The following is a 26,035-nucleotide window of genomic DNA, read 5'->3' as shown; positions in this document are numbered from 1 at the left end:
CTTTCAAAATTCGCCGAAAACATATTCACCCTTATTTTTTCATATGATAAAGAAAGCGGACCGAAAAAGGGTGAGTCAAATGACGGTCATTCAAAAACTGCTGGCGGCGCTGGCCGGAGCGCAGCTGCTCGCTTCGGCGGCCGTATTGCTTATTTTCGATTTGAATGGATACAATCACATGTCCGGCGGATTTTCATGGCTTGTTTTTGCAAAAGAGACCGCAGGCACGTTTCCGTTTTACATCGGAATGGCCGGGTGTATCCTCATCATGCTCGGAGGATTGATTCCTGTCAGAAAAAAGAAGCGGATTTCTGTACAGGAAAGCGGGCAATCATTAAAATAATATATAAGCAGATCGTACGATATAAGAGAAAAAGGAAGAGGATAATATGCTGTTTATCTTTTTAACAATTGCTGCATTGGGATTGTCGTTTTGGGCACAATTTAAAGTGAAAAGCAATTTTCAGAAATACTCAGACGTGGAAGCTTCCAGTCAGCGGACGGGGGCGGAAACGGCAAGACGGATTCTTGATATTAACGGTTTATATGATGTGCCGGTAGAACCGGTAAGAGGCACTTTAACAGACCATTACGACCCGACGGAGCGGGTGGTGCGTTTATCTGAGCCGGTATATTACGGCCGCTCCATTTCCGCCATTTCCGTCGCTTCCCATGAAGTCGGACATGCTTTGCAGCATCAGGAATCATACGGCGCGCTTGTGCTGAGGCACAAAATTTTTCCGGTCGTCAATTTTGCCTCCGGGGTTGCCCCTCTGCTTTTCTTGGGCGGGATGCTCCTGGGCAGCTTGAACTTAATCGGACTCGGCATTATTTTGTTTTCGGCCGCTGTTTTTTTCCAGCTTGTCACACTGCCTGTCGAGTTTAATGCCAGCGCGAGGGCGAAGCGGATTATCGTGTCGGAAGGATTCATTCGCAACAGTGAAGAACACGGCGTGAATAAAGTGCTGAACGCCGCCGCGCTGACGTATGTGGCTGCGGCGCTCGTTTCATTATTCGAGCTGCTTCGTTTTGTGATGATTTTCTTAAATGGTCGTGATGAGAATTAACACGAAGGAGGTGGCCCCTTACCGTTTGCGGTAGGGGTTTTTTTGCTTATATTAAAACTGATTCTCATTATGCTGTTAATCGGATTAACGGCCATCTTTGTCGCTGCGGAATTTGCGATTGTCAAAATCCGCGGTTCAAAAATCGCGGAGCTGGTTGAAACCGGAGACAGCCGGGCACTCGCGGCGCACAGGGTGATTTCAAATCTCGATGAATATTTATCAGCGTGCCAGCTCGGCATTACGATTACGGCGCTCGGACTCGGCTGGCTCGGTGAACCGACGATTCAGCGGCTTCTTCATCCTGTTTTCAGCCTGATCGGAATGCCGTCATCTATTACGCACGTCGTCACGTTTATTGCGGCGTTTATCGCCGTCACGTATCTGCACGTCGTCATCGGAGAGCTTGCGCCGAAAACGATATCCATTCAAAAAGCCGAAGCCGTCAGTCTGTGGACGGCGAAACCGCTCATTCTGTTTTATAAAGTGATGTACCCGTTTATTAAGCTGTTAAACGGCTCAGCCGGATTTTTGGTCAAGCTGTTCGGTTTTCATTCGGTGAAAGAACATGAGGTCGTGGTCAGTGAAGAAGAATTGCGGCTGATTTTGTCCGAAAGCTATAAAAAAGGTCAAATCAATCAATCTGAATTCCGTTACGTCAATAAAATATTTGAATTCGATAACCGGGTCGCCAGAGAAATCATGGTGCCGCGCACCGAAATCGCCGCCATCTCGCTTGAACAGTCAGTTGATGAAGCCATACATTTGATCATCAACGAACGGTATACGCGATATCCGGTTATTAAGGAAGACAAAGATCACATTCTCGGCATTATTAACAATAAGGATTTATTTAAAGCGTATTTTCTCGGCCGCTCCATTGAATTAAAAGAAATGATGCGCCCGGTCATCAGAGTCATTGAAAGCATCCCTGTTCAGGAGCTTTTGCTCCGCATGCAGAAGGAGCGGATTCATATGGCGATTCTCGTTGACGAATACGGCGGCACGGCGGGACTTGTGACCGTCGAAGACATATTGGAGGAAATCGTCGGGGAAATCCGTGATGAATATGACCAGGATGAAATGCCCCACATCGTCAAAAAAGGCGAACACCATTATGTGATGGACGGCAAGGCGCTCATAGAAGAGGTGAATGATCTCCTTGATATCGCCATCGAAAATGAAGACATTGACACGATTGCCGGCTGGCTCTTAACACAAAAAATGGAGCTGAAAAATGGTGATGTGTTTCATGCCGAAGGGTGTGAATTTAAGGTGCTGGAAGCGGAAGACCATCATATCCGCTTCGTTGAAATTAAAAAAACTGATTTCTGAGCCTCCTGCTTTTGCAATGAGGCTTTTTTTATGGAAAAAATGCTTCTTCGTCCCGCTCCTTCATATGCTGTAAAGAAAGGAGTGTCGATATGAAAACGGATTGGTGGAAAACGGCGGCCGTCTATCAAATTTATCCCCGAAGCTTTATGGATTCGAACGGGGACGGAATCGGCGACATGAACGGCATCAGAGCAAAGCTTCATTACATAAAAGAGTTGGGGGCGGATGTGATCTGGCTTTGTCCCGTTTTTGACTCGCCGGGCGCGGACAACGGCTACGATATTCGGAATTATAAACAAATTGCCGGCGAATTCGGGACGATGGAGGATTTTGACAGGCTCCTTGCGGATGTCCATGCGCTCGGCATGAAGCTGATTATAGACCTTGTCATCAACCATACAAGCGATGAGCACCCTTGGTTTATCGAATCACGCTCAGCGAAAGATTCCGAAAAACGGGACTGGTACATCTGGAGAGACGGAAAAAACGGCAAAGAGCCGAATAATTGGGAAAGCATTTTCGGCGGATCAGCGTGGGAATATGATCAAGAGACCGGCCAGTATTACCTGCACCTGTTTGACAAAAAACAGCCTGATTTAAATTGGGAAAACGAAGCGATGAGGCAGTCCGTTTATGAGATGGTCCGCTGGTGGCTTGATAAAGGCATAGACGGCTTCCGGGTGGATGCCATTTCTCACATTAAGAAAAAAGAAGGGCTCCCTGATATGCCGAACCCGGACGGTCTCCCGTACGTCCCGTCTTTCCCGTATCATATGAATGGGGAAGGCATAATGGATCTCTTGAAAGAGCTGAAGCGGGAAACATTTTCGCGCTATCCGATCATGACGGTCGGCGAGGCGAACGGAGTGGCGGCTTGGGAGGCGGCTGATTGGGCCGGTGAAGAAAACGGCGTCTTTCAAATGATTTTTCAATTTGAACATCTCGGCCTCTGGGATACGGAAGATAATCAAAGCATCTCCATTCCGGCGCTTAAGCGCGTCTTGTCCGATTGGCAGAACAGCCTTGAAGGAAAGGGCTGGAATGCGTTATTTATGGAAAATCACGACCAGCCCCGTTCCGTCTCGGTATGGGGTGACGAACGGTTTTTGACAGAAAGCGCCAAGGCACTCGCCGCGATGTATATGCTGATGAAAGGCACGCCGTTTATTTACCAGGGGCAGGAGCTCGGAATGACCAATGTTTCGTTTCCATCCATTGAAGATTATGATGACGCCGCAATGAAATATTTGTATGAAAAAGAGACGTCCCGCGGCGTTCCGCATGAACAAGTGATGAAGATCATTTGGAAGAAGGGCCGGGATAATTCACGGACACCGATGCAATGGAGCGATGAGGCGAACGGCGGGTTTTCTGATGCTTCTCCGTGGCTCGGAGTGAATCCGAATCACACATGGCTGAACGCTGCATCACAATTGCAGGATGAAACATCCGTATACCATTTCTACAGACGGCTGCTCGCCCTCAGAAAAGAACACGGCGTATTGATCAGCGGCACATATGAATTGCTGCTTCCGAATGACCGGCAGATTTATGCCTATCTAAGAAAAAACGGAACAAAAACCGCCCTGATCATCACAAATCTGTCCCGAACCCCCGCTTTATACAGGCATCCCGGTTATCCGCTTGACTCCGATTCTCTCGTGCTTGCAAACGCGGAAACAGAAGCACACCGCCATGTGACATCCTTCCTCTTAAAGCCTTATGAGGTTCGCGTATATATATGGTGAAAAACTTCAGTCCCGAGGCTGAAGTTTTTTGTGATCTGCGTTTATCATCGCGATCCGACAGGAAAAGACAAATACAGAAACGAATATGGGAAAGGAAGAGAAAAAGAAAGGAGGCATTCATATGCTGAAAAAATTGCAGATTCAAACAAACAAAAGGGATGAAATGATCGACATCACACATGAAGCCGAATCTTTTCTCCGCGAAACAGGCGTAAAAAACGGTTTGGCGCTCATATACTGTCCCCATACCACCGCCGGCATTACCATCAATGAAAATGCCGACCCGGAGGTGAAAAGGGATATGCTCCGCAGGTTTGACGAAGTGTATCCGTGGGAGCACGAACTGGACCGGCATATGGAGGGAAATACGGCGGCACATATGAAAGCGAGTACAACCGGCGCCTCCCAGCATGTCATCATAGAAGACGGGCGCCTGATACTCGGAACATGGCAGGGCGTTTATTTTTGCGAATTTGACGGTCCGCGAAACAGAACATGTTATATCAAAATACAGGCTGAAACGGAGGAAAACAAATGAGTGAGTGGATGGGTCCATTATCATTAACAAAGCCCGTCATTCAGGCCCCGATGGCCGGCGGGCTGGTCACGCCGCGTCTGGCTTCGGCGGTATCAAATGAAGGGGCGCTCGGAAGCCTCGCTTCAGGATACGTCAGCCCGCAAGCGCTTGAAAAACAGCTTATCGAGATGAAAGAGCTGACGGACCGCTCCTTTCAAGTAAATCTTTTCGTCCCGGAAGAAAGACAGATGCCTGAGGCGGAACTGGTTGAAAAATGGAAAGCCCGCATTCCGAGGGCAAAAGACGCCAAGCCGTTCTCTGATCTGAAAGAAGAATGGAATGATTTCGAGGAAAAAGCGGAGCTTCTGATCCGTTACGGAGTCAAAGCGTGTTCATTCACCTTCGGCCTGCCGCCGGAAGAAACGGCGGAAAAGCTGAAGAAAAGCGGTTGTTTCCTTTTCGGCACGGCGACAACGCCGGAGGAAGCGAAGGCTTTTGAAGAACGGGGAATGGACGCCGTTATCCTTCAGGGAATAGAAGCCGGCGGGCATCGCGGGTCGTTTCTGCCGGTTAAAGGAGAACCGGCTCTCGGCCTTATGGCGCTGATTCCGCAGGCTAAAGACGCGCTGGATATCCCGGTGATTGCGGCAGGCGGCATTTTTGACCGCCGCGGGGTGCAGGCGGCCCGATGTTTGGGTGCGGACGGCGTTCAAGTAGGAACACCGTTTCTCCTTTGTGAAGAAAGCAGCGCCTCACCGGCATACCAAAAAGCCATTGCCGAATCAAAAGGAGCCGATACGCGGCTGACCACCCTGTTTTCGGGAAAACAGGCGCGGGGAATCGTAAATCAGTTCATGAAAACATATGAAGCTGACGAGGGAAAAACGCTGCCTTATCCGCTGCATAATACGCTGACAAAGCCGATGCGCGGGCACGCGGCTCAATCAGGAGACGCGGAGTATATGTCTTTATGGGCCGGCCAGTCCGCCGCGAAACTTGAAGGGCCGACAGACGTGAAAACCGTTTTGGACGGATTGTGCGAATCATAATCCAGAAATCGTGAGGTGATGGATGATGAAGATTCTTCAAATGTCCTATAAAAAAAGAGGAACTATTGAGTTTGTCTTTGAAGATTTTCCGCATTCCAAAGTCACCATGGCGCCGATTAAAGGGTATTACTTTGTCCGCGCCATTAAATGGAGCAGACGGGACAGAGCCGTCACCCGCCATGATTTAGAGAAGTTTGAATGGGCTGCAAACCAAGCGCTCGGCACGACGGCTTTTTACCGGAAAAGAAAAGCATTTCACATCCCATCGTCACAATGACAGACGATGGGATTGTTTTAATGCATGATCTGATAAAGCGCGGGTGCATCAAGCCTTGTTGCCTGGTTAAGCAGATAAGCCGGCTGCACGGCATTTTTTTTTCTTAAAGAATTCAATCTCTGGATGATTTGTTCAGCGGTCAGGATCCCGAGACCGTGGGCGAAATATTGATCATTCCCCATCACAATGACATTTTCTCCCCGCCACTGGGCCTTTGCAGGGTTAAAATCAGGATTTTTAAAATATAAACAATCTCCCCGTAAAAAGTGGCTGCCGGTTTCCGTGTAGATCGGCAGATGCTCATAGTGCCAGTCATACAAAGTGATATCCCGGAAACGCCGGTTAAACCGTTCTTCACCGATTGTCTTTAAGACGGCCAGATAATAAATCACAACAATGGCGGTAGCGCATTCAAATGCGTAAAACGCCCCGTTTTCAATAATGTCCCGAATCGCTTTTGAAGCGGGAATCCTGTACTTCAGCTCCAGGGCTCCTTCCGGCGTCAGTCTCCAATAAGCCGTATTTCCGTATGTTTTGGCGAAAGTTGCAAATTTCACACCTGATCCGTGCAATTCTCTTGCGGCTTCCACAATATGGCGGCGCAGCCGCACCTCGAACATCAGTTCAGCAATCGACCCGTAATCGAATTGTACGGGAGAATTGAGCAGGTCATTTATATACGGAACAAGGCTTTCTTCCGTCTGCCAGTTCGCGATGTCCTGAGGCCGAAGCACTTGGCCGGATATGATAATCATCTGCGCGCCCCCTATCTTTTTTTATAAGATATGCAGGAAGCTTGGGCAATGAAAATCAAGTCATAAAAAAGGAGGAAATGTTAACAAAATGTGAAGACTGAGCCGATATATAAGGTATCACACTTGAGGGAGCAGCTTAATATGAAAAAATTCATTAATTGGTGCACAAAGGCATCGATTTCACGTAAATTAATCATTTCATTTATCGTGATCTTAATCATACCGATTCTCGTGTTAGAATTCAGTTCATACCATACGGCGAGCAATTCGCTGGATGATCAGATTTCAGGCAACGCGAAAAATAACATCGAATCTTTTAACACAACCATTACAAATGATATCGGCGCAAAAGCAAAGGCGATTGAATTTTTCAGTGAAACGTTAAAAGGGTCATCCTTCTCAAAGAAAAACATGTCTGCTCTTGAAGAAAAGTTCGGGCAATACACGTCTATTCATAAGGACGTAGCCCGCATTTACGGAGGTACGGAAGACGGCAGCTACGCACAGGCGCCGAAGGAGAATACTCCGGCCGATTACGATCCGAGAACACGCACTTGGTATAAAGACGCTGTGAAGGCCGGCGGCACGCTCGTTGTCACCGACCCTTACACCGCGGCAAGCGACGGCAGCATGGTCATTACCGTGGCAAAGCAGATGCAGGACGGAACAGGCGTAGTGGCCATGGATATTACGATTGACCAGCTGCTGAAGCAGATGCAGGGAATCAAAATCGGGCAAAAAGGATTCGTGTTTATCACGTCCAAAAATAAAACCTATGTCGCGCATAAAGACCACAAACCGGGCGATAAAGTTTCAACCCCGTGGCTGAATGAGGTATACAGCAAAGACAGCGGCATTATTTCATACAAGCTCGATGATCAAAATAAAAAAATGGCGTTTACGACAAATAAACTGACCGGGTGGAAAATAGAGGGGAGCATGGAGCTCAACGAAATTAAAGACGCCTCACAACCGGTGCTGACGATGGGGATGATTGTCCTTGCAGCATCCATTATCATCGGGGGAATTTTAATTCTGTTGATTGTCAGATCCATTACGTCACCGCTGAAACGGCTTGTCCGCTCTTCTAAACAAATCAGCGGCGGAGACTTGACTGAAACCATTGATATCCGCTCGAAAGATGAATTGGGCGAACTCGGCGCGAGCTTTAATGAAATGGGAGAATCTCTGCGCGAGCTTTAATGAAATGGGAGAATCTCTGCGCGGACTGATCAGCGCGATCCAAAACTCTGTCGACAACGTGGCCGCGTCATCGGAAGAGCTGACCGCTTCAGCTTCGCAGACAAGCAAAGCGACGGAACATATTACAATGGCCATTGAGCAGTTCTCAAATGGAAACGAAGAGCAAAGCGAAAAAGTCGATTCAAGCTCAGCCAAGCTGAATCATATAAATGACGGACTCGCCGCCGTTTCCCGCACATCATCATCCATTACGGAAGCATCTAAACAATCGAAGGAAGCTGCCGGCACCGGGGAAGAATATGTGCAGCAAACCGTCGGGCAGATGAATCTCATCAATCAATCGGTCCAGCAGGCGGAAGCGGTTGTAAAAGGTCTTGAGGCCAAATCAAAAGACATCACTCATATTTTAAGAGTCATCAACGGTATTGCCGATCAGACAAACCTGCTTGCTTTAAATGCAGCCATTGAAGCGGCAAGAGCGGGTGAATACGGGCGGGGCTTTTCAGTGGTTGCGGAAGAAGTGAGAAAGCTTGCCGTCCAATCCGCCGGTTCTGCCAAAGAGATTGAAAAACTCATTCAGGAAATCACGGCTGAGATTAATACATCGCTTCACATGTTCACATCCGTTAATGAAGAAGTTCAATCCGGACTTGCCGTAACGGACCGCACGAAAGAAAGCTTCCAGAATATCTTCGGCATGACGAACGACATCGCCGAGAAGCTTCAATCGATGAACGGCACGGTTGAACAGCTGTCAGACAGCTCTCAGCACGTTTCAGCTGCAGTGACGGATATTGCGGACGTATCACGGGAAAGCGCAGCAAGCATTCAGGATATTGCCGCATCCGCAGAAGAACAGCTTGCATCAATGGAAGAAATCAGCACATCCGCCGATACGTTGGCGCAAATGGCCGAAGAACTGCGGGAATTAACGAAACAATTTAAAATCAACTAGTAAAAAAGGACGCTTTCCAGGTGGAAGGCGTCCTTTTTTATAGTGACAGCCGGATAATTGAATAAAAAGTCTTGCATACAAAGGGAGCACATAGAACTATTTTTCATTTATGACTTCATTTTCAATGTAATAAAAAGGGAGTCGTCCGATATAAACAGTAAATAATTGAAAGAGGTTTACAAAATTGAAAAAAACAGCAAAAAAAATCGCCAGAAAATCAATAGCCAAAAAACTTATTATTTCATTTTTACTGATCTTAATTATTCCGGTAGCAGTATTGGCTGCCGGCGCCTACCGTTCGGCGGCTTCATCCGTTGAAAAGCAAATGATGGAAAGCGCCGAAGGAAATGTGCAAATCTTAAACAATATGATTGATGACCGGATCGGAATGTTTACAAAAAGCTCAGCATATTTCAGCGAATGGGCGACAAGCGCTAAATTTAAAGAAAAAAACCAAACGGAAATGCAAGAAAGGTTCAAACAGTTTATTGAAAGCAATGATAAAGCGTCCGCCATATTTTCAAGCAGCAAGGAAGGAACGTTTACCCGTTATCCGCATGCCGATATGCCGTCCGATTTCAATCCGCTTGAAAGAAGCTGGTATCAGGAAGCCATGGAGAATAAAGGCCAAACCATCATCACGGACCCTTATGAGTCCATCTCAAACAAAAAGATGGTCGTCACCATGGCCCGCGCGGCGCAAGACGGATCAGGCGTCGTCGCCATTGATATAAAAATCGACGATCTCATCACGATGACAAAAGAAGTGAACATCGGAAAAGAAGGATACGCCTTTATCCTCAGTAAAAATAAAAAAGCCGTTGCTTACAGTGATGAAAAAGCCGGCGCGGCGGTATCGGGAAAATGGGTTGATACATTATACAGCGGGCAAAAAGGCGACTATGAATATACGCTGAACGGGAAAGCGAAAAAAATGGCGTACGTGACCAATGAAGCGACGGGCTGGAAGATCAGCGGAACCATGTCTGTGGATGAAATCAAAGATGCGGCAAGACCGGTTCTGACTCTGGCCGTTATCATATTGGCGATAGCCGTTGCCGCAGGGATGATTTTCATTTATTTTGTCATCCGCTCAATTACCAAACCGTTAAAACGTCTCGTAGCTTCAGCGGAAAAAATCAGCAGCGGGGATCTGACGGAAACCATTGATGTCGGCTCTCAAGATGAGCTCGGCGTGCTCGGTAAAAGTTTTAATCATATGACAGATTCACTCCGTTCGCTTATTCAGGGAATTCAGGACTCTGTTGAACATGTCGCTTCTTCCTCAGAGGAGCTGACGGCTTCGGCTGAGCAGACGAGCAAAGCAACGGAACATATCACCCTTGCGATTGAACAGTTTTCTAATGGAACGGAAGACCAAAGTGAGAGTATTGATAAAGCGACAGCACAAGTGAATGAGATGAAAGACGGGCTCAGCGATCTGGCGGAAGCGGCAGCCGTGGTGACGGAAACGTCAATTGAATCGGCGGAGATATCCGGCGCCGGTGAGCGGCTTGTCAAGAAAACAGCCGGCCAGATGGGCGCCATTGACCAATCCGTAAGTAAAGCGGAGCAAGTCGTACAAGGGCTTGAACTCAAATCGCAGGACATCACCAGCATTTTGCGCGTCATTAACGGCATTGCGGATCAAACGAATCTCCTTGCTTTAAATGCAGCCATTGAAGCGGCAAGAGCGGGAGAATACGGACGCGGTTTTTCAGTTGTTGCCGAAGAAGTGAGAAAGCTTGCCGTCCAATCCGCCGATTCAGCGAAAGAAATCGAATCCTTAATTCATGAAATCGTCAAAGAAATTCATACTTCGCTCGGAATGCTGGAATCCGTCAATCACGAGGTGAAAAGCGGACTTCAGTTAACGGACGAAACGGAAAAAAGCTTCCGGGACATTTCCGCCAAAACAAATCAGATTGCCGGTGAACTGCAAAATATGAATGCAACCGTGGAACAGCTTTCTGCCGGATCTCAGGAAGTATCAAACGCTTCAGAGGATATCGCGGCAGTCTCCAGACAAAGCGCGGCCGGCATTCAGGACATCGCGGCTTCAGCTGAAGAGCAGCTTGCGTCCATGGAGGAGATCAGTTCCTCAGCCGTCACGCTGGAAAAAATGGCGGAAGAATTACGCGAACTGACAAGGCGTTTTAAGATAAACTCTTAATTAAGTCTAAAAGACTAATTTTTCAATAGGTAAAAAGTATGTTTCGTTATATTTCTTCTTTTTGGATGTGTATATTTACCCATAATTGCCGATATGAAGGGTAAACACGCAAGAGGAGATATAGCAGATGAAAAAAATTGTGCAAATCATCAAGCAGAGATCGCTTACAAGAAAACTGCTCATTTCTTTTTTGGCCATTCTCATTCTTCCTATTTCAACGCTGGCTTTTATCGCCTATCAATCGGCGGTAAGCACGCTTGACAGGCAGATGATGGGAAGCGCACTAGATAATGTGCAGCAGATTAACGATATGATCAACACAAGCATCAGCCAAAAGGAAGACGGAACGGCATATTTCAGCGACTGGCTCACAAAGGATCGGTACAAGCCGAAAAACCAATCGCAAATTACCGATAAATTCACAGAGTACATGAAGATCAATAAAGACGTGGAATCCATCTATACGAGTGACACGGAAGGACATTTCACACGGTATCCGGATCTGCAGATGCCTAAAGGATATAATCCGCTTGAAAGAGACTGGTATAAAAAGGCCGTGGAAAATAAGGGGAAAGTTGTTGTAACAGATCCTTACCGCACGGCTTCCACCAATACGATGGTCGTGACGGTCGTTCAGCAGACGAAAGACGGCTCAGGGGTCGTCGCCATCAATATGAAAATCGATGAGCTTCTGAAAACGACAAAGAAAGTGAACATCGGAAAATCAGGCTACGCTTTTATCCTGACGAAAGACAAAAAAGTGGTCGCCCACCCGAACCGTGCGTCAGGCACAGTATTAAACGGGGAGTGGGCTGAACAGCTGTTCACCAGCAAAAAAGGTGATTTTCAATACAAATACGACGGCCAGGAAAAGAAAATGGTTTATGATACGAACGGGCTGACAGGCTGGAAGATTACCGGAACGATGTATCTGGACGAAATTCATGAAGCGGCCCTGCCGATCCTTCATCTGTCCCTGCTCGTTCTCGTATTAGCGATTGTGATCGGAACCATCGTCATGGTGCTGATTATCCGTTCAATCACAAAACCGCTCAAGCAGCTTGTGACATCATCGAAACAGATCAGTGAAGGCGATTTAACAGAAACGATCGAGATCCAGTCAAAAGATGAATTAGGCGAGCTTGGCAAAAGCTTTAACAATATGGCCGCTTCGCTCAGGTCTCTCATCCATGCCATCCAGGATTCCGTGAATAACGTCGCATCTTCCTCAGAGGAGCTGACGGCTTCAGCGGAGCAGACAAGCAAGGCAACCGAACATATCACATTGGCGATCGAACAATTTTCTAACGGAAATGAAAGCCAAAGTGAAAATATTGAAAGCGCGGCGGAACATATTTACCAAATGAACAGCGGGCTTGAAGATATGGCGAAAGCATCTGCCGTCATTACCGAATCCTCTGCCACATCAGCGGAAGTCGCCAATTCAGGCGGAAAGCTCGTCCACCAGACGGTCGGCCAAATGAACGTCATTGACCGGTCAGTGAAAGAAGCTGAACAAGTGGTGCGCGGACTTGAAACAAAATCAAAAGACATTACAAACATTCTCCGTGTCATTAACGGAATCGCTGATCAGACAAACCTTCTTGCGCTGAACGCGGCAATTGAAGCCGCGCGTGCGGGTGAATACGGCCGGGGCTTCTCAGTCGTCGCCGAAGAGGTCAGAAAACTTGCGGTCCAGTCTGCCGATTCAGCGAAAGAAATCGAAAGCTTAATTATAGAAATCGTCAACGAAATCAATACATCTCTCGGCATGTTCCAATCCGTCAACAAAGAGGTGGAGAGCGGACTGGATATTACGAATCAGACCGAAACGAGCTTCAAACGGATTTCTGAAATGACGAACCAGATCGCCGGAGAAATTCAAAATATGAATGCGACGGTAGAACAGCTGACAGCAGGATCTCAGCAGATTTCAGGAGCTTCTGAGCAAATCGCGTCCATCGCAAAAGAAAGCTCCGCCAGCATTCAGGATATTGCGGCCTCCGCCGAAGAACAGCTGGCTTCAATGGAAGAAATCAGTTCGTCTTCGGAAACGTTATCCCAAATGGCGGAAGAATTACGTGATATGACGAAACGATTTAAAATAGATTAATAGGTCATAGAACACCCAAATGTGCTGTTTGGGTGTTTTTTTTAGTTTTTTTAATAAATCTTTTGTCCTATCTGACGATATTAGATTTAGCTTTTCAAAGAAGGAGACTGAAAAAATGAAACAACTGATACATTGGATCAAACAGCCATCCATCAGCAAGCCGCTGATCGCGGCATTTTTAGCCGTATTGGTGCTCCCGGTCGGCATACTCGCCTACTTCAGCTACCAAACGGCGGGGAATTCACTAGAAAGCGAACTGACCCACAGCGCCCAGGGAAATGTCAGCGAACTGAACAGCGTGCTGGAAAACATGCTCGAAGGCAAGCTCAAAGCGATTGACTACTACAGCGAATCAATCACTAAGGAAAAACTGAACACAAAAAATAAATCGGTACTGCTCGACAATATGAAGCAGTATGTCACCGTAAATGACGATGTCGCGTCAATTTACGCCGCGTCTCGCGACAAAGCGTTCGTGAAATATCCGTCCGCTGATATGCCGTCCGATTATAATCCGCTCACGCGCGAGTGGTATACAAAAGCGGTTGAAAAAAGCGGACAGCCGGTGTTTACCGAGCCTTATAAAGACGCTGCAACCGGACAGACGGTCGTTACGATTGCCCAGCAGACAAAAGACGGATCAGGCGTTGTGGCGCTTGATATTAATCTGGGCGACCTGCTGAACGCTTCCGAACGCGTCCAGATCGGTCATAAAGGATTTGCCTTCATTACAACGGGAGATAAAAAATACATCGCCCATCCGACTATAAAAGCGGGAACGGAAGGCTCCGGAGAGTGGACGAAAGAAGTGTTTTCCAAATCAAGCGGATCGTTTGAATACATGTTTGAAGGACAGCAGAAGAAAATGGCCTTCACGACAAACAAACTGACGGGCTGGAAAATCGCCGGCACATTTTTTGTCAGTGAGATCCATGACGCAGCCTCGCCTGTCATGAAAATGGCGCTGATCATCCTGGCGGTTTCTCTTATCGTCGGCGGGGTTTTAATCTTTTTTATCATTCGCTCGATTGCAAAACCGCTCAAAAAACTTGTTTCGACATCAGCTAAAATCAGTGACGGCGATTTAACGGAAGTCATTGACATCAAGTCAAAAAATGAATTCGGGCAGCTCAGCCAAAGCTTCAATGAGATGTCGGCATCACTCCGGTCTGTCATCGGCGTCATTCAATCATCCGTCGAACATGTCGCTTCTTCATCCGAAGAGCTGACGGCATCTGCCGGACAGACAAGCAAGGCGACAGAGCATATTACACTGGCGATTGAACAATTCTCAAACGGAAACGAATCACAAAGCGAGAAATTGGAAGAAAGTGCTGATCACCTTTCCCAAATGAATGCGGGCATTGCCGAGACGGCGAATGTATCGGCGGAAATCACTGAATCCGCCATCCAAACCTCTGAAACGGCCGGAAGCGGAGAAGAATTAGTGGCGAAAACGGTCGGCCAGATGAAAACAATTGATCGTTCCGTACAGCAGGCGGAAGCGGTCGTAAAAGGGCTGGAAACGAAGTCGCACGACATTAAGAGCATTCTGAACGTCATTAACGGCATTGCCGATCAAACAAATCTGCTTGCCTTAAACGCTGCCATTGAAGCCGCCAGAGCAGGCGAATACGGGCGGGGCTTCTCCGTCGTTGCGGAAGAAGTGAGAAAGCTTGCCGTACAATCAGCCGGCTCCGCGAAGGAAATCGAAACGCTGATTCAGGAAATCGTCAAAGAAATCGCCACATCGCTTTCCGTATTCCAAGCGGTGAATCAAGATGTGAAGGAAGGCCTCGATATTACGGATCAAACGGCCGAAAGCTTCAAAAAAATCTCAGAAATGACGACTCAGATTTCAGGCGCCTTACAGCATATGAACGGAACGCTTGAGAAGCTTGCAGCCGGGTCGCAAAATGTGACAAACGCGGTGGAGGACATTACCTCAGTCGCCAAAGAAGGGTCCGCCGGCATTCAAGACATCGCCGCCTCAGCTGAAGAGCAGCTGGCCTCCATGGAAGAAATCAGTTCATCCGCCGAAACGCTTGCGCATATGGCTGAAGAACTGCAGCAGGTCACACGGAAATTTACGATTCAGTCTGAAGACGAAGAACAGCTGTAGCGAGCTGTTTCTTTTCCTCATCTGAAAAAAGCGATACACTAATATAAAAGAAGGGAGTGGCAGTGATGAGATTAGAAGGCAAAAAAGTCATAGCGCTTGTCAGTGACGATTTTGAAGACCTAGAGCTTTGGTATCCCGTCTACCGGCTGAGAGAGGAAGGCGCGATCGTTCATTTAATAGGAGAAGAAGCGGGCCGTTCATACAAAGGAAAATACGGCGTGCCCGCGACGGCGGATTACGATTTTAAGAGCCTGATTATTCAGGAGTATGATGCCGTGCTCGTGCCTGGCGGCTGGGCTCCTGACAAACTGCGAAGATATCCTGAAGTTTTGGAGATCATCCGTACGATGAACGAGCAGAAAAAGCCGATCGGCCAGATCTGCCATGCGGGCTGGGTGCTCATATCTGCCGGAATTCTCGCAGGAAAAAAAGTAACGAGCACGCCCGGCATCAAAGACGACATGACAAATGCAGGGGCACAGTGGCTGGATGAAGCTGTCGTAACTGACGGCCACATTGTATCAAGCCGCCGCCCGCCCGACCTTCCGCAGTATGCAAAAGCGTTTGCTGATCTGTTAGCGTCCAAATAAAAAACATCCGCCCGAATCTGGGCGGATGTTTTTAGTTTTGATCGGCGGGAAAGACAATTCCGATTTGTTTTCTCGCTTCTTCCATAATGCTTGCCGTAATGAAAGAACGTTCAAACGTATTTTCGGAAGACTCCCGCTGTCCGTTTCGAAGGAGATTGATGAATTCAGCCGTTTCGTAGTACATCGACGGTTTCAGATCAGGGACTGAAATGTCTTCCGTCCGGCCGTCACGATAGCGGATTTCCGCCCGTTCCGGTCCGTGAATGCTGTCCAGAACGATCGTGCCGTCTTCACCCTGAATTTCCGCCGGGGCAAACGAATTTGAGATTTTCGAATGCATCAGCACCGCTTCAAATCCGTCGTATGACAGAATGACCGTGCCTTCGCCGTCAACGCCGGATGAGAGTTTATGACCGGTCGCAATGACGTTTTTCGGTTTACCGAACAGGACGACGGCCGGATAAATGCAGTACACGCCGATGTCCATTAACGAACCGTTCGATAATTCAGGCTTAAACGCGTTAAGCACCGTACCGTTTTTATATGCATCATATCGTGATGAATATTGGCAGTAGCTTGCCGTGAATCTCCTGACGGGTCCGATTTTATGTAAGTGGTGTTGAAGCATGCTGAAGTTCGGCAGGAACGTCGTTTTCATGGCTTCCATCAAGAGAACGCCGTTCGTTTTGGCTGCGTGAATCATTTCATCCGTTTCCCTCGCGTTAGACGCAAACGGTTTTTCGCACAGTACATGCTTGCCGTGTTCCATAAAAAGGACCGCCTGCTCTTTGTGAAATGCATTCGGGCTGGCGAGATACACCGCGTCATAGGCTTCGCTTTCCGCCATTTCTTTCAGGCTGGTGAAATAATGAGCAGCGCCGTGTTTGCCGGCGAATTCCGCCGCACGTTCCTCAGTTCTGGAATAAACCGCCGTTAACTGAAAATCATCAATAGCAGAAGCCGCCTCCAGAAATCGTTCTGTAATCCAATTCGTTCCGACTGTTGCAAATCGAATCATTGCTATCGCTCCTTCTATGTATTGGCTTACATTATAGCTTTTTTTCTGAGAAACATAAATGGAAAAAAGGCTGGCAGCTAAAGAGATAGGAAAAATTCCCATAGAGACCGGTTATTATTTTTCATTACAGGAACGATAGTGTACAATTTAAGTAAAATACATATGATGGAGGAACAATAGTGGAAACATTGCAAACATGGGGCGGCAGATTTAAACAGTTTTTCTTAGACAATAAATTTGTCTTGTTTTTGCTTGTATTGCTGCTCATCGGTCTCAATATCCTTGTCTTTATGAAGACATCATTTATTTTCACACCTATTATCGTCCTGCTCAAAACGATTGCGCTCCCCGTCATTTTGACAGGAATTGTTTATTATCTGCTTAATCCGATCGTAGATATATTGGAAAAAATAAGAGTGAAAAGAGTCTATTCCATCCTGCTCCTTTACCTCATTATTATAGGGCTGATTTCGATTACGGTCGTTTCAATTATCCCGTTTTTAAAGGAACAGATCATGAGCCTGATCGACAATCTGCCGAAATATGTGGATATCGTTGAAGATCAGACGAAAAGCCTGATCGGAAGCGATTTTGTAAATCAGGCGCAAAAGACGATGAATATCAACATTTCCGATCTCGCTAATAAAGTATCGGCGCAGGCGGCGACAATTGCAAACAGCACATTTACCGGAGTCGGGAATTTTATCGGCGCGCTGACTGAAGTGATTATTTCGATTGTGACCGTGCCGTTTATTCTGTTCTATTTGCTGAAAGACGGCAAAAAACTGCCGATTTATATCTTAAAGTTTGTGCCCACCCGTCTGAAAGAACAAACGTATACGATGCTTAGTGAAATGAACCACAGATTAAGCTCCTATATCAGAGGACAGGTCATCGTCAGCTTCTGTATCGGGTTTTTATTATTTATCGGCTATCTGATTATCGGACTTGATTATGCGTCACTGCTTGCGGTCATTGCCGCTTGTACGAGCGTTGTTCCGTATTTAGGGCCGACCATTGCCATCACGCCGGCGATTATTATCGCGTTGGTCACTTCGCCACTTATGCTGCTGAAGCTTGCGATTGTCTGGACCGTTGTCCAGCTCGTGGAAGGAAAATTAATTTCTCCGCAGATCATGGGGAAAAATCTTCACATTCACCCGATTACCATCATCTTTGTTCTTTTAACCGCCGGAAAGCTGTTCGGGGTTGTCGGCATTATTTTAGCCATCCCGGGGTATGCGGTCATCAAAGTGGTGACGACCCATCTGTTTGATTGGTTCAAAATGCGCTCGCATTTATATGAAGAAGAAAAAAATGATGCTGTATCGAAGTCATAAAATCGGAACGGACATGATATTTATTATAAGACAGGCTTTCCTTCAAAGGAGAGCTTCTCTTTTGTAAATGATGAATGAAGGGAAGAATGGGATGACACTATGGGAGATGTTCACAGCAGCCGTTTTGGGAATCGTCGAAGGGCTGACGGAGTACGCGCCGGTTTCTTCCACGGGACATATGATCATAGCGGATGACATTTGGCTGAAATCCGGAAGCCTGATGAATCCGGAAGCCGCCAATTCCTTCAAAGTGGTAATTCAGCTCGGTTCGATTCTGGCGGTGGCCATTGTGTTTAAGGATCGGATATTACATTTACTCGGCTTCAAAAAAAACGTCACGCGCGATCAGCAGAAGGGATACAGGCTGACCATCGCGCAAATCGCCGTCGGTCTTGTTCCGGCAGCGGTGCTCGGCTTTTTATTTGAGGATTTCATTGACCGCTATTTATTCTCCGTCAGAACGGTCGCTTACGGATTAATTGCCGGAGCCGTGCTTATGCTTATAGCGGACTGGATCAATAAAAGGAAAGAAACGATCGATACGGTGGACAGAATCACCTACAAACAGGCTTTCTGTGTCGGATTATTCCAGTGTCTTGCCTTATGGCCCGGGTTTTCCCGCTCAGGCTCAACGATTGCCGGAGGTGTCATTGTCGGCTTGAATCACCGGGCAGCCGCAGACTTCACATTTATTATGGCGATTCCGATTATGGCGGGCGCAAGCCTTCTGAAGCTGGTGAAATACTGGAGCAGTCTTTCTTATGACATGATTCCGTTTTTTCTTGTCGGCTTTATCTGCGCCTTTGTCGTCGCCCTCTTAGTCGTCAAGTTTTTTCTTCGGCTCATTAACCGGATTAAGCTTGTCCCGTTCGCCATTTACCGTGTCATCCTCGGCATCATTTTAATCATGCTCGTGCGATAAACGAAGAGGCCCCCCGGAGGGTCTTCTTTTTATGTTCGAAAAACGTCTCAGGAAAATATGAGCAAACTGAATTTTCTGCTTGAAATTCATAGAAGAGTCGTCTATAATAAAACATGACGTTACAGCACGGGGCCATAGCTCAGCTGGGAGAGCGCTACGCTGGCAGCGTAGAGGTCAGGGGTTCGAGCCCCCTTGGCTCCATACTAATGAAGCTTGATCTAAAGCCATTCTTGAGACTTTCAAGAGTGGTTTTTTATTTGCTCTAATCTCTAATTGGCAATAAAACGGCAACATTTGTGTCTGAGTTTTTAAAGTGGCAACACTGTATCTTATTTTAAGAAAAGAAACAAAAAAATGACCCTCATCATAGGTGGACAATTTTATTGATCGCTGCAGGTTATCTATAAGTTTCTTCTTGGCTTTAGACATGATGTGCACATACGTGTCATAGGAAAAGCTTGATTTTGCATGTCCAAGTCTTTCGGATATCTCTTTAATGTCTAAAATAAAGCATTAGGGAGGCGTGTACGTTTCTTGGAGGCTCAAAAGAAAGCTGCAAAAGGTTTCCCTGAAATTCAGAAGCAAATTACAGATGAGATCGAGAATTGGAAAGATAAACAGAAAGGTTTTAATCTTGAGCTTTATAACACCAAGAAGGCGATCAAATCTATAAATCATTAGCTGAGGAAGTAGTATCCATCTACAAAGAGATATACGAAAAAATGCGTGATATTGAGTTAGAAGCGCATCAGAAAGCGACACAAGATAAGATTGATGAGATCGACAATGAAGACGAAGAAGCTAAGTATCAGAAGGAATCAAGGGAGAAAAACCAAGCAATACAGGAAACAAAGGATAAGATCAATAACTTTCAATGGACGACTCCATTACAGTTAATGAATCAGGAAATCCACAAAAAGCAGTTGATTTGATGTATAAACAATCTGTTAATGGACTAAAACAAAGTGGTATTAATCTAAATTTCAATATGAGATAAATAAATTTATAAGCGTATTACGTAGCGGAAATACGCTTTTTTGTTTATTTTTGGATTTGGATATAGGATAATGGTATTAATAATAAACAACGGTAAGTTGATCTAATTTCAATGGGGGGAATTATATTGAAAGTAAGGAAAAGAGGAAGGCTTGAAACTTTTGAAACGATGGGAAAATGGTGGACAAAGGATAATCCAGATAAAATGGTAACCGGGACATTAAAGTATACTCCTGAAGAAATCACGCTTGATTTAATTGGGGTTCTTGGTGAAGATTACTTTCTAAACTTTGAAAATGAAACACCTGAAGAAATTTACGGAATATCTGTAGGTGGAGAAAGCTTTAAACTTGATGTCTTAAATAGAAGTGGGTCTAGATCTTCTTCGCCAGGCATACCTATTGAAACCTATAACGTGAGAAGTTTTTTAGCAGGTAATTATACAGAAGAATTTCCTGAAACTTTTGATAATGTATTGTTTAGCGCAGATTACTTAACCCCCTGGATTGATCCAGCGGTATTTAAAGAAGAACGATCAACTAAAGATAACTATTATAAAATAGAATATTTTCCTCCAGAAACAAAAGAATACAAGATAAAGAGCATTAACACCACAATTGAAGAATATTTTATTGGGAATACAAAAAGAGATTTTATTTCAAAGGTAGAGATCAATGCTAGTCATACTTCCTGGTTTAAAATAAGTCCAGACGAAAACAAGAATCTGACTTGGTTTTTGGATATAGTTCGTTCTTTTAAAGGCTTTTTAAATCTTTTATTAGATTATACTACATCAGATGAGCATATTTTATTTAGGGTGTTTAAAAAGGAAGAAAAAAGATATTTAGAATACAAATATTTTGAGAGTATTAAAGAAGTTAAAAAGAAAAAAAGAAATATTCAGTTCCTTTTTAAGTATAATGATGTAAAAGAAAACCTTGAGTCAATACTAAATAATTGGTTTGAGAAAGAAGAGAAGCTAAAAACGATAATAAGTTTTCACTTAGTTAATTTTGAAAAATTATATCTTGATACTAAATTTATTAATTCTGTTCAAACATTAGAAATCTTTCATAGAAGATTCTATGAAGGAGCTAAAATAGACCAAGAATTATATAGTGATAATACAGAAAAAATAAAGCAATTTATTACTGAAAATATTAAGGATGAAGAAGTAAAATCCTTCTTTTTAAATAAATTCAATCATGGCAATGAATATAACTTAGGGAGAAGATTAAAAGAATTAATAAATGGGTTGTCACAGGATGTTAAAATCTTTTTAATAGGGAATAGCGAGAATAGAGATCGTTTTATTCAAAAAGTAGTTGAAACAAGAAATTATTTAACTCATTTTGATTATACGAATAAAAAAATGATTCTTGAAGAACCTATTGGAAAATTTTATGCTTCATATAGAATGAAGGTAATTCTTATTTTTATAGTCTTGAAAGAATTAGGATTAGAAGAGGAATTAATATTTAAGAAGGTTAAAGAGCATAGAACAATGAGAGGATTCTTAGATCAAAGTAATGAGGTTTTAAATAAGAAGAAGTAAAAATGAATTTAACCCTATCCAGTTTAAAGGATAGGGTGTTTTATTACTCATAATTATTGATGCACTCGACAGCCACACTCGCAAATAAAGTGTACATGCTTGTTCCCATTCCAGTTTACAAACATAATTAGTTGATTGATTTTTTTAGACATGAAGGGCAATTTACACCAGCTTAATATCTGGTTCGCCGTCATGTTGTTCATAAATCTCTAATACATCATCAAACATTTTAAGAACTCTTTTTAGTTCCTCATCAAGTTCTTTTGTATTTATTTCTTTGCTCATCTTTTTTCACCTTGCACTTAATAGCCTAAGTTCTTATCTAATACAAAAAAGCCCATTATAGGGCTGCACTTTAATGATAGATTCTTTACATTGATGGAGTCTGATAATATGATACAACTCCTATTATTGCTAACAAGATCAATACGGCTAGGATGCTCCATAACGTTATTTTAACGCCTTTTGTCATCTTATACCCCTCACTCTAAGTTCCAACTGGTCTCTCTGCAATTTGGATACCAGTTCCGACTGGTTTTTCACTAAATTGAATGTCTGACTGAGTAAACAAACTAACGCCAGCAGCTAACCCACTTAAGACAATAGCTGTAACCGACACACGAAGTATTAATCTTTTCATCCTATTCCCTCCAACTGCCTCATTTTCTTTTCGCCTAAGATAGCTCGCTTAGAAAATTCAAGAGCATCCTAATAACATTTTTTCTCCTCGCAGTACTGAGAGATAATCAAGGAAAGTCAAGAACACTGTCTAAGTCATTCTTTTCTTGAAGGAAATGAATGTAACTCCAACATTGCTCAATGGTCTCGTTTTGATTATCTTGAAGAAGTGCATAAATGATGTTTATTTTAGCCTCATACACTTTATTCTCTTTATGGATTAAATCTCCTTGTTCTTTTTTGTAATAATATACAGATTCTTTTTGATCCATGAGGAATAACTCTTTGGTAGCCATGTAAAGAGAGTTAATGTAATAAACCGATTGTCTCCACTCTTTATTTCTTATGGATTTTATCAGTGCGTTGAGACAGTCTTGGGGTCTGTTTGCCGCTGAGTATGTACTACTTAAATTATAATGGACTTGTGCTTCGGAAAATTTATCATCAAGCACTTTTGAAATTCTAACTGCTTGGAAATAAGCTTCTTCAGCTTTATCAAAATGGCCAAGATCTGTATAGTTAGTTCCTACAACCATAAGTGCAGTTGTATACTTCTTTTTGTAATTTTCATTCTCTTTATAAATATTGAGTGCGTTGTTTATATAATTTGTGAAACAATACTCTGACGGAGCATCATGTACATTGATGCAACTTTAGAATAAAATTCAGCAGCTTCAATTTCATCAGGAATAATGGATAACTTTTTCTCAGCAATTTTAAATAGGTTTATGGCATTTTGAAAGTTTTGATTGTAGGATTCTTACAATGCCTCAAATAAAAAGAAGTAGTACTCTATCCTTACTTCAACAAAAGACATACGAGAGGTCCAGTGCTAAATGGACGGCAAAGTAAAGGTTAAAGGTGAAGTTAGAGATGTAAGCCGGAAAGTCTATACCTTAAAGGATATTAATTGCTTCTTTAATGTACTCAATAGCTATAGCTTTGAAATCATTACCGTTAACGATACTAATTAAAATTTTTCGTATTAAATCCATATCCCTTTCCATTTTTCACCTCTCCGTACAGTATAACAGCTATTGCAATACTTATTGTCACAATAGCAAGAAAGAAAACCGACGCCAGAAAAAGCAATCATTTATAAGGTTATAATTTCCTCTTTTGGAAAATTGGGAAAGAAACTACACGGTAACATATTATTCTAAATAAGGGTACATTTATCTGGTTTTAATCTGTTTAGACAGGATAAGTCGAATATTGACAAAAAGGATTATGACCATAAACTCAAAGCAAGAGTCGAAACCCCCCAAGCTAATATACCGAACATCACAGAGAACCTAAGACAAGCTTCAAATTTTGTAAGCCCTCGCTCTCTTTTTGTTTTACCTAACTTCCAGTAAACAGCATATCTGGAGAACACCAAAATGATTACTCCGAGTCGTGTCATATCTTCTAAAAATTTTATACCATCCATTGATTTTCACCTCGTTTATTTATGAGAAAAAAATAAAGTAGACTTGTAGAGAGTCTACTTATAAACCAATTCCAAAGTACACATTTTCATGAGCTTAAAACATTTGAGTGATAAAGTAAGGCGCATTTTAAAATGACACATCCATAATCCTCCCAATTATATTCCCCATACATTAGTTTTATTATCGCAAATGGAATGGCCGTTTCCAACAGTTATGTGAAAATAAGTAATCTGGCAGACCGCAAACAAATTGCGGTTTTTTTCATACAAACATAATTTGGAAATATTAGAATATTATATAAAAGGAGGAGTGGCCTTGTGAGTTCTGTTTTACCATCATCAGAGGTAGGCGTTAAAATTAATGAATGGTACAAAATGATACGTCAGTTCAGTGTTCCGGATGCGGAAATTTTGAAAGCGGAAGTCGAGCAAGAAATAAATGAGATGGAAGAAGACGAGTATTTGTTGATTTACTATACCCTCATGAAATTCCGTCATCAGCTCATGCTGGATTATTTAGAACCGGTGACTACCCGTGTGAGACCGACAATTGACGAGCTGCTGGAAAAAATCGAAGCATCAAATAAAGGAATTTCCGGCCTGCTGTGCTATTACTCTTTATTTTTCCGCGGCATGTATGAATTTGATCAAAAGCAGTATGTAAAGGCGATCGGCTTTTATAGAGAGGCTGAAAAACAACTCGTTCATGTGCATGATGAAATTGAGAGAGCGGAGTTTCATTTTAAACTGGCTGAAGCATATTACGGTATGAAACAAAGCCACGTCTCTATGCATCACGTAAAGCAAGCACTCGATATTTACGATCAGTATGAGTTGTATAAGGTCCGGAAAATTCAATGTCTATTTGTCATATCAGGGAATTATGTTGACTTTAAACGCTTTGAAAAAAGTTTGCCTCATTTAGAAAAAGCTTTAGAGTTGTCGAAACAAGTAAACAATAATGAAAGGCTGCTCAGTTCTGCTTATTACAACATAGGAAAGAATTACGGAGACCTAGAAGAATACAGTAAAGCTGAAATCTACTTAAAAAAAGCAGCGGAGATATCTGAAAAGTATAAATTGGGTAACCTTCCGCATTCCTTGTTTACATACGCAAAGCTTCTATTTAAACAAGGGAAAACAAGCGAGGCGATTCAAATCAGTAAAAAGGGACTTTCATCAGCGATATATCAAGGGGATAAGCTGTTTGAATCTCTGCAAAAATATTTGGAGGCTTTATATATTAATGCAATAGACCAATTGGGAATCAAAAAAACAATTGATTACCTTGAGAAAAATAAAAACTATTCGTATGTAGAAGATATTGCTCTTGATACGGCTGCTGTTTATGCAGAATCAAAGCAATATGACAAATCTTATTTTTATCATCAAAAAATGATTCAAACGCAAAAACAAATTCAGAGGGGAGAATGCCTGTATGAATTTTAGAAAAGGCGTATTTATCATTGTATCGGCTGTCGTTTTAATGTCAGGGGCCGGTCTAACGGCATCGTCTGTTTCATTTGATGGATCTTATCAAGTTTCATCTGATCGTAATCAAACCTAAGAAGGAGAGTGCCAGTATGAAAAAAAGCATCTTCATTATTTTGGGTCTGTCGTTATCTTTTATATGCGAAGTGGGTGTGAACTCAGTAGAAAAACAAGCACAAGATACAATCAAAGTAGCTTCAGATCGCCTTCAAACTTGAACAGCTTAAGCCTTTTCTTCGGAAAAGGCTTTTTTCCTTTCTTCATTATATTGTTTCAAAACATCCACTTGTTTTTATGCTTATCCCACTTCAGCACACACTGCCTCATGAGGTTCTTCACTGCTTCCCGGATAGCGCGTTCATCCTTACCGGTTTTTCTCTTCAATTCGTCCAAGGAGGGGTTTTTCCTGAATTGGATCTAAAGAAATCCGGTACACTTTTCGTTCAAAATCAGTCATTTGATCATCTCTTAACTTCATAAGTCTCAACGGATAAAAGAGAATCAAATACAATAATGTATCCCCCTTTAAGTTCTTCACACGAAATTCCTTCCGTAGGTGGTCCCGTAATGAACTGCGCAGATAACCTCGCGTATGTATCCGCCGTCATAAAGCTCGAACGATAATTCTATGCTAATATTTAAAAAATATGGCACTCAATATTTATAAGTTCAATTTTCTTTTCAATTTAATGGAGGGAAAAT

Annotated in this window: 21 protein-coding genes, 1 tRNA gene and 4 pseudogenes; 20 read left to right on the top strand and 6 right to left on the bottom strand. The window is 43.7% G+C overall.

Features of this window, described 5'->3' with window-relative positions:
• Nucleotides 1-79 precede the first annotated feature (79 nt).
• The 7 genes from U2H13_RS15015 to U2H13_RS14985 all read left to right on the top strand — a co-directional run bounded on the left by U2H13_RS15015 (nucleotide 80) and on the right by U2H13_RS14985 (nucleotide 5,990).
• Complete coding sequence (locus U2H13_RS15015; protein WP_014305698.1) at nucleotides 80-343, top strand: hypothetical protein; 264 nt, start codon at nucleotides 80-82, stop codon at nucleotides 341-343.
• A 46-nt stretch (nucleotides 344-389) separates the two neighbouring features.
• Entirely contained in the window at nucleotides 390-1,067 is a 678-nt protein-coding gene (locus U2H13_RS15010; protein ID WP_003152125.1) for a zinc metallopeptidase, read from the top strand.
• Nucleotides 1,068-1,109: 42 nt separating this feature from the next.
• On the top strand, nucleotides 1,110-2,399 hold the full coding sequence (locus U2H13_RS15005; RefSeq protein ID WP_103526669.1) for a hemolysin family protein: 1,290 nt from the start codon (nucleotides 1,110-1,112) through the stop codon (nucleotides 2,397-2,399).
• A gap of 89 nt (nucleotides 2,400-2,488) precedes the next feature.
• A complete protein-coding gene (locus U2H13_RS15000) occupies nucleotides 2,489-4,147 on the top strand; it encodes an alpha-glucosidase (protein ID WP_103526670.1) in 1,659 nt (552 codons plus the stop codon).
• A gap of 121 nt (nucleotides 4,148-4,268) precedes the next feature.
• Entirely contained in the window at nucleotides 4,269-4,685 is a 417-nt protein-coding gene (locus tag U2H13_RS14995; RefSeq protein WP_103526671.1) for a secondary thiamine-phosphate synthase enzyme YjbQ, read from the top strand.
• A complete protein-coding gene (locus tag U2H13_RS14990; RefSeq protein ID WP_103526672.1) occupies nucleotides 4,682-5,713 on the top strand; it encodes a nitronate monooxygenase family protein in 1,032 nt (343 codons plus the stop codon). Before U2H13_RS14995 ends, U2H13_RS14990 begins: the two co-directional genes overlap by 4 nt.
• 25 nt (nucleotides 5,714-5,738) lie before the next feature.
• Complete coding sequence (locus tag U2H13_RS14985) at nucleotides 5,739-5,990, top strand: hypothetical protein (RefSeq protein ID WP_014305693.1); 252 nt, start codon at nucleotides 5,739-5,741, stop codon at nucleotides 5,988-5,990.
• Nucleotides 5,991-6,007: 17 nt separating this feature from the next.
• Here the strand turns inward: U2H13_RS14985 and U2H13_RS14980 are convergent, their stop codons facing one another.
• Nucleotides 6,008-6,745 (bottom strand): protein-glutamine gamma-glutamyltransferase, encoded by a 738-nt coding sequence (locus tag U2H13_RS14980; protein ID WP_043867366.1) that lies wholly within the window; start codon nucleotides 6,743-6,745, stop codon nucleotides 6,008-6,010.
• 141 nt (nucleotides 6,746-6,886) lie between these two features.
• Between U2H13_RS14980 and U2H13_RS14975 the strand changes: the two are divergent.
• The 6 genes and pseudogenes from U2H13_RS14975 to U2H13_RS14950 all read left to right on the top strand — a co-directional run bounded on the left by U2H13_RS14975 (nucleotide 6,887) and on the right by U2H13_RS14950 (nucleotide 15,901).
• A pseudogene (locus tag U2H13_RS14975) lies at nucleotides 6,887-8,903 on the top strand (methyl-accepting chemotaxis protein).
• A 184-nt stretch (nucleotides 8,904-9,087) separates the two neighbouring features.
• Nucleotides 9,088-10,128, top strand: a pseudogene (locus U2H13_RS14970) (cache domain-containing protein); the annotation flags it as partial.
• Nucleotides 10,123-11,076 carry a methyl-accepting chemotaxis protein gene (locus tag U2H13_RS14965; protein ID WP_371861498.1) on the top strand — a complete coding sequence of 318 codons (954 nt, stop codon included), beginning with the start codon at nucleotides 10,123-10,125 and terminating at the stop codon, nucleotides 11,074-11,076. The pseudogene U2H13_RS14970 and the gene U2H13_RS14965, both read left to right, overlap by 6 nt.
• A 127-nt stretch (nucleotides 11,077-11,203) precedes the next feature.
• Nucleotides 11,204-13,189, top strand: coding sequence for a methyl-accepting chemotaxis protein (locus tag U2H13_RS14960; protein WP_376700521.1), 1,986 nt, complete (start codon nucleotides 11,204-11,206; stop codon nucleotides 13,187-13,189).
• A gap of 115 nt (nucleotides 13,190-13,304) precedes the next feature.
• Nucleotides 13,305-15,311, top strand: coding sequence for a methyl-accepting chemotaxis protein (locus U2H13_RS14955; RefSeq protein WP_014418731.1), 2,007 nt, complete (start codon nucleotides 13,305-13,307; stop codon nucleotides 15,309-15,311).
• Nucleotides 15,312-15,376: 65 nt separating this feature from the next.
• Entirely contained in the window at nucleotides 15,377-15,901 is a 525-nt protein-coding gene (locus U2H13_RS14950) for a type 1 glutamine amidotransferase domain-containing protein (RefSeq protein ID WP_014418730.1), read from the top strand.
• A 31-nt stretch (nucleotides 15,902-15,932) separates the two neighbouring features.
• On the opposite strand, the gene U2H13_RS14945 is transcribed toward U2H13_RS14950, so the two are convergent.
• Entirely contained in the window at nucleotides 15,933-16,919 is a 987-nt protein-coding gene (locus U2H13_RS14945; RefSeq protein WP_165409417.1) for a Gfo/Idh/MocA family protein, read from the bottom strand.
• A 179-nt stretch (nucleotides 16,920-17,098) separates the two neighbouring features.
• Here U2H13_RS14945 and U2H13_RS14940 point away from each other — a divergent pair, with 179 nt between their 5' ends.
• From U2H13_RS14940 to U2H13_RS14920, 5 genes and pseudogenes are all read left to right on the top strand, one after another.
• The gene (locus U2H13_RS14940) at nucleotides 17,099-18,259 is read left to right on the top strand and encodes an AI-2E family transporter (protein ID WP_014305691.1); all 1,161 of its coding nucleotides are present in this window, start codon (nucleotides 17,099-17,101) and stop codon (nucleotides 18,257-18,259) included.
• A 91-nt stretch (nucleotides 18,260-18,350) separates the two neighbouring features.
• Nucleotides 18,351-19,181: an undecaprenyl-diphosphate phosphatase gene (locus U2H13_RS14935; protein WP_165409418.1), complete on the top strand. Its 831-nt coding sequence runs from the start codon at nucleotides 18,351-18,353 to the stop codon at nucleotides 19,179-19,181.
• Between the two features lie 128 nt (nucleotides 19,182-19,309).
• Nucleotides 19,310-19,382, top strand: a tRNA-Ala gene (locus U2H13_RS14930).
• A 333-nt stretch (nucleotides 19,383-19,715) separates the two neighbouring features.
• Nucleotides 19,716-20,048, top strand: a pseudogene (locus U2H13_RS14925) (hypothetical protein); the annotation flags it as partial.
• A gap of 256 nt (nucleotides 20,049-20,304) precedes the next feature.
• Nucleotides 20,305-21,732 (top strand): HEPN domain-containing protein, encoded by a 1,428-nt coding sequence (locus tag U2H13_RS14920; RefSeq protein WP_376700520.1) that lies wholly within the window; start codon nucleotides 20,305-20,307, stop codon nucleotides 21,730-21,732.
• Between the two features lie 162 nt (nucleotides 21,733-21,894).
• Here U2H13_RS14920 and U2H13_RS14915 read toward each other — a convergent pair whose 3' ends face one another.
• From U2H13_RS14915 to U2H13_RS14905, 3 genes are all read right to left on the bottom strand, one after another.
• Nucleotides 21,895-22,017 (bottom strand): hypothetical protein, encoded by a 123-nt coding sequence (locus tag U2H13_RS14915; RefSeq protein WP_269430477.1) that lies wholly within the window; start codon nucleotides 22,015-22,017, stop codon nucleotides 21,895-21,897.
• A gap of 202 nt (nucleotides 22,018-22,219) precedes the next feature.
• Nucleotides 22,220-22,372: a PhrK family phosphatase-inhibitory pheromone gene (locus tag U2H13_RS14910; protein WP_197083927.1), complete on the bottom strand. Its 153-nt coding sequence runs from the start codon at nucleotides 22,370-22,372 to the stop codon at nucleotides 22,220-22,222.
• 106 nt (nucleotides 22,373-22,478) lie between these two features.
• Nucleotides 22,479-22,946: a hypothetical protein gene (locus tag U2H13_RS14905; protein ID WP_376700519.1), complete on the bottom strand. Its 468-nt coding sequence runs from the start codon at nucleotides 22,944-22,946 to the stop codon at nucleotides 22,479-22,481.
• A gap of 1,214 nt (nucleotides 22,947-24,160) precedes the next feature.
• Here U2H13_RS14905 and U2H13_RS14900 point away from each other — a divergent pair.
• Together U2H13_RS14900 and U2H13_RS14895 are read left to right on the top strand one after the other, a co-directional pair.
• On the top strand, nucleotides 24,161-25,291 hold the full coding sequence (locus U2H13_RS14900; RefSeq protein ID WP_376700518.1) for a tetratricopeptide repeat protein: 1,131 nt from the start codon (nucleotides 24,161-24,163) through the stop codon (nucleotides 25,289-25,291).
• A gap of 134 nt (nucleotides 25,292-25,425) precedes the next feature.
• Nucleotides 25,426-25,551 (top strand): hypothetical protein, encoded by a 126-nt coding sequence (locus U2H13_RS14895; protein ID WP_015387808.1) that lies wholly within the window; start codon nucleotides 25,426-25,428, stop codon nucleotides 25,549-25,551.
• A 55-nt stretch (nucleotides 25,552-25,606) separates the two neighbouring features.
• Here U2H13_RS14895 and U2H13_RS14890 read toward each other — a convergent pair.
• Nucleotides 25,607-25,790: pseudogene (locus tag U2H13_RS14890) on the bottom strand (hypothetical protein).
• Nucleotides 25,791-26,035: the final 245 nt, after the last annotated feature.

Source organism: Bacillus sp. A1 (assembly GCF_042296235.1).
Taxonomy (GTDB): Bacteria; Bacillota; Bacilli; order Bacillales; family Bacillaceae; genus Bacillus; species Bacillus velezensis.
This window is presented reverse-complemented; position numbering and strand designations above follow the sequence as displayed.

Coding starts and splice junctions, on each gene's coding strand:
- U2H13_RS15015 (WP_014305698.1), top strand. CDS start 80: ATGACGGTCATTCAAAAACTGCTGGCGGCGCTGGCCGGAGCGCAGCTG.
- U2H13_RS15010 (WP_003152125.1), top strand. CDS start 390: ATGCTGTTTATCTTTTTAACAATTGCTGCATTGGGATTGTCGTTTTGG.
- U2H13_RS15000 (WP_103526670.1), top strand. CDS start 2,489: ATGAAAACGGATTGGTGGAAAACGGCGGCCGTCTATCAAATTTATCCC.
- U2H13_RS14995 (WP_103526671.1), top strand. CDS start 4,269: ATGCTGAAAAAATTGCAGATTCAAACAAACAAAAGGGATGAAATGATC.
- U2H13_RS14990 (WP_103526672.1), top strand. CDS start 4,682: ATGAGTGAGTGGATGGGTCCATTATCATTAACAAAGCCCGTCATTCAG.
- U2H13_RS14985 (WP_014305693.1), top strand. CDS start 5,739: ATGAAGATTCTTCAAATGTCCTATAAAAAAAGAGGAACTATTGAGTTT.
- U2H13_RS14980 (WP_043867366.1), bottom strand. CDS start 6,745: ATGATTATCATATCCGGCCAAGTGCTTCGGCCTCAGGACATCGCGAAC.
- U2H13_RS14965 (WP_371861498.1), top strand. CDS start 10,123: ATGACAGATTCACTCCGTTCGCTTATTCAGGGAATTCAGGACTCTGTT.
- U2H13_RS14960 (WP_376700521.1), top strand. CDS start 11,204: ATGAAAAAAATTGTGCAAATCATCAAGCAGAGATCGCTTACAAGAAAA.
- U2H13_RS14955 (WP_014418731.1), top strand. CDS start 13,305: ATGAAACAACTGATACATTGGATCAAACAGCCATCCATCAGCAAGCCG.
- U2H13_RS14950 (WP_014418730.1), top strand. CDS start 15,377: ATGAGATTAGAAGGCAAAAAAGTCATAGCGCTTGTCAGTGACGATTTT.
- U2H13_RS14945 (WP_165409417.1), bottom strand. CDS start 16,919: ATGATTCGATTTGCAACAGTCGGAACGAATTGGATTACAGAACGATTT.
- U2H13_RS14935 (WP_165409418.1), top strand. CDS start 18,351: ATGACACTATGGGAGATGTTCACAGCAGCCGTTTTGGGAATCGTCGAA.
- U2H13_RS14915 (WP_269430477.1), bottom strand. CDS start 22,017: ATGAGCAAAGAAATAAATACAAAAGAACTTGATGAGGAACTAAAAAGA.
- U2H13_RS14910 (WP_197083927.1), bottom strand. CDS start 22,372: ATGAAAAGATTAATACTTCGTGTGTCGGTTACAGCTATTGTCTTAAGT.
- U2H13_RS14905 (WP_376700519.1), bottom strand. CDS start 22,946: ATGGTTGTAGGAACTAACTATACAGATCTTGGCCATTTTGATAAAGCT.
- U2H13_RS14895 (WP_015387808.1), top strand. CDS start 25,426: ATGAAAAAAAGCATCTTCATTATTTTGGGTCTGTCGTTATCTTTTATA.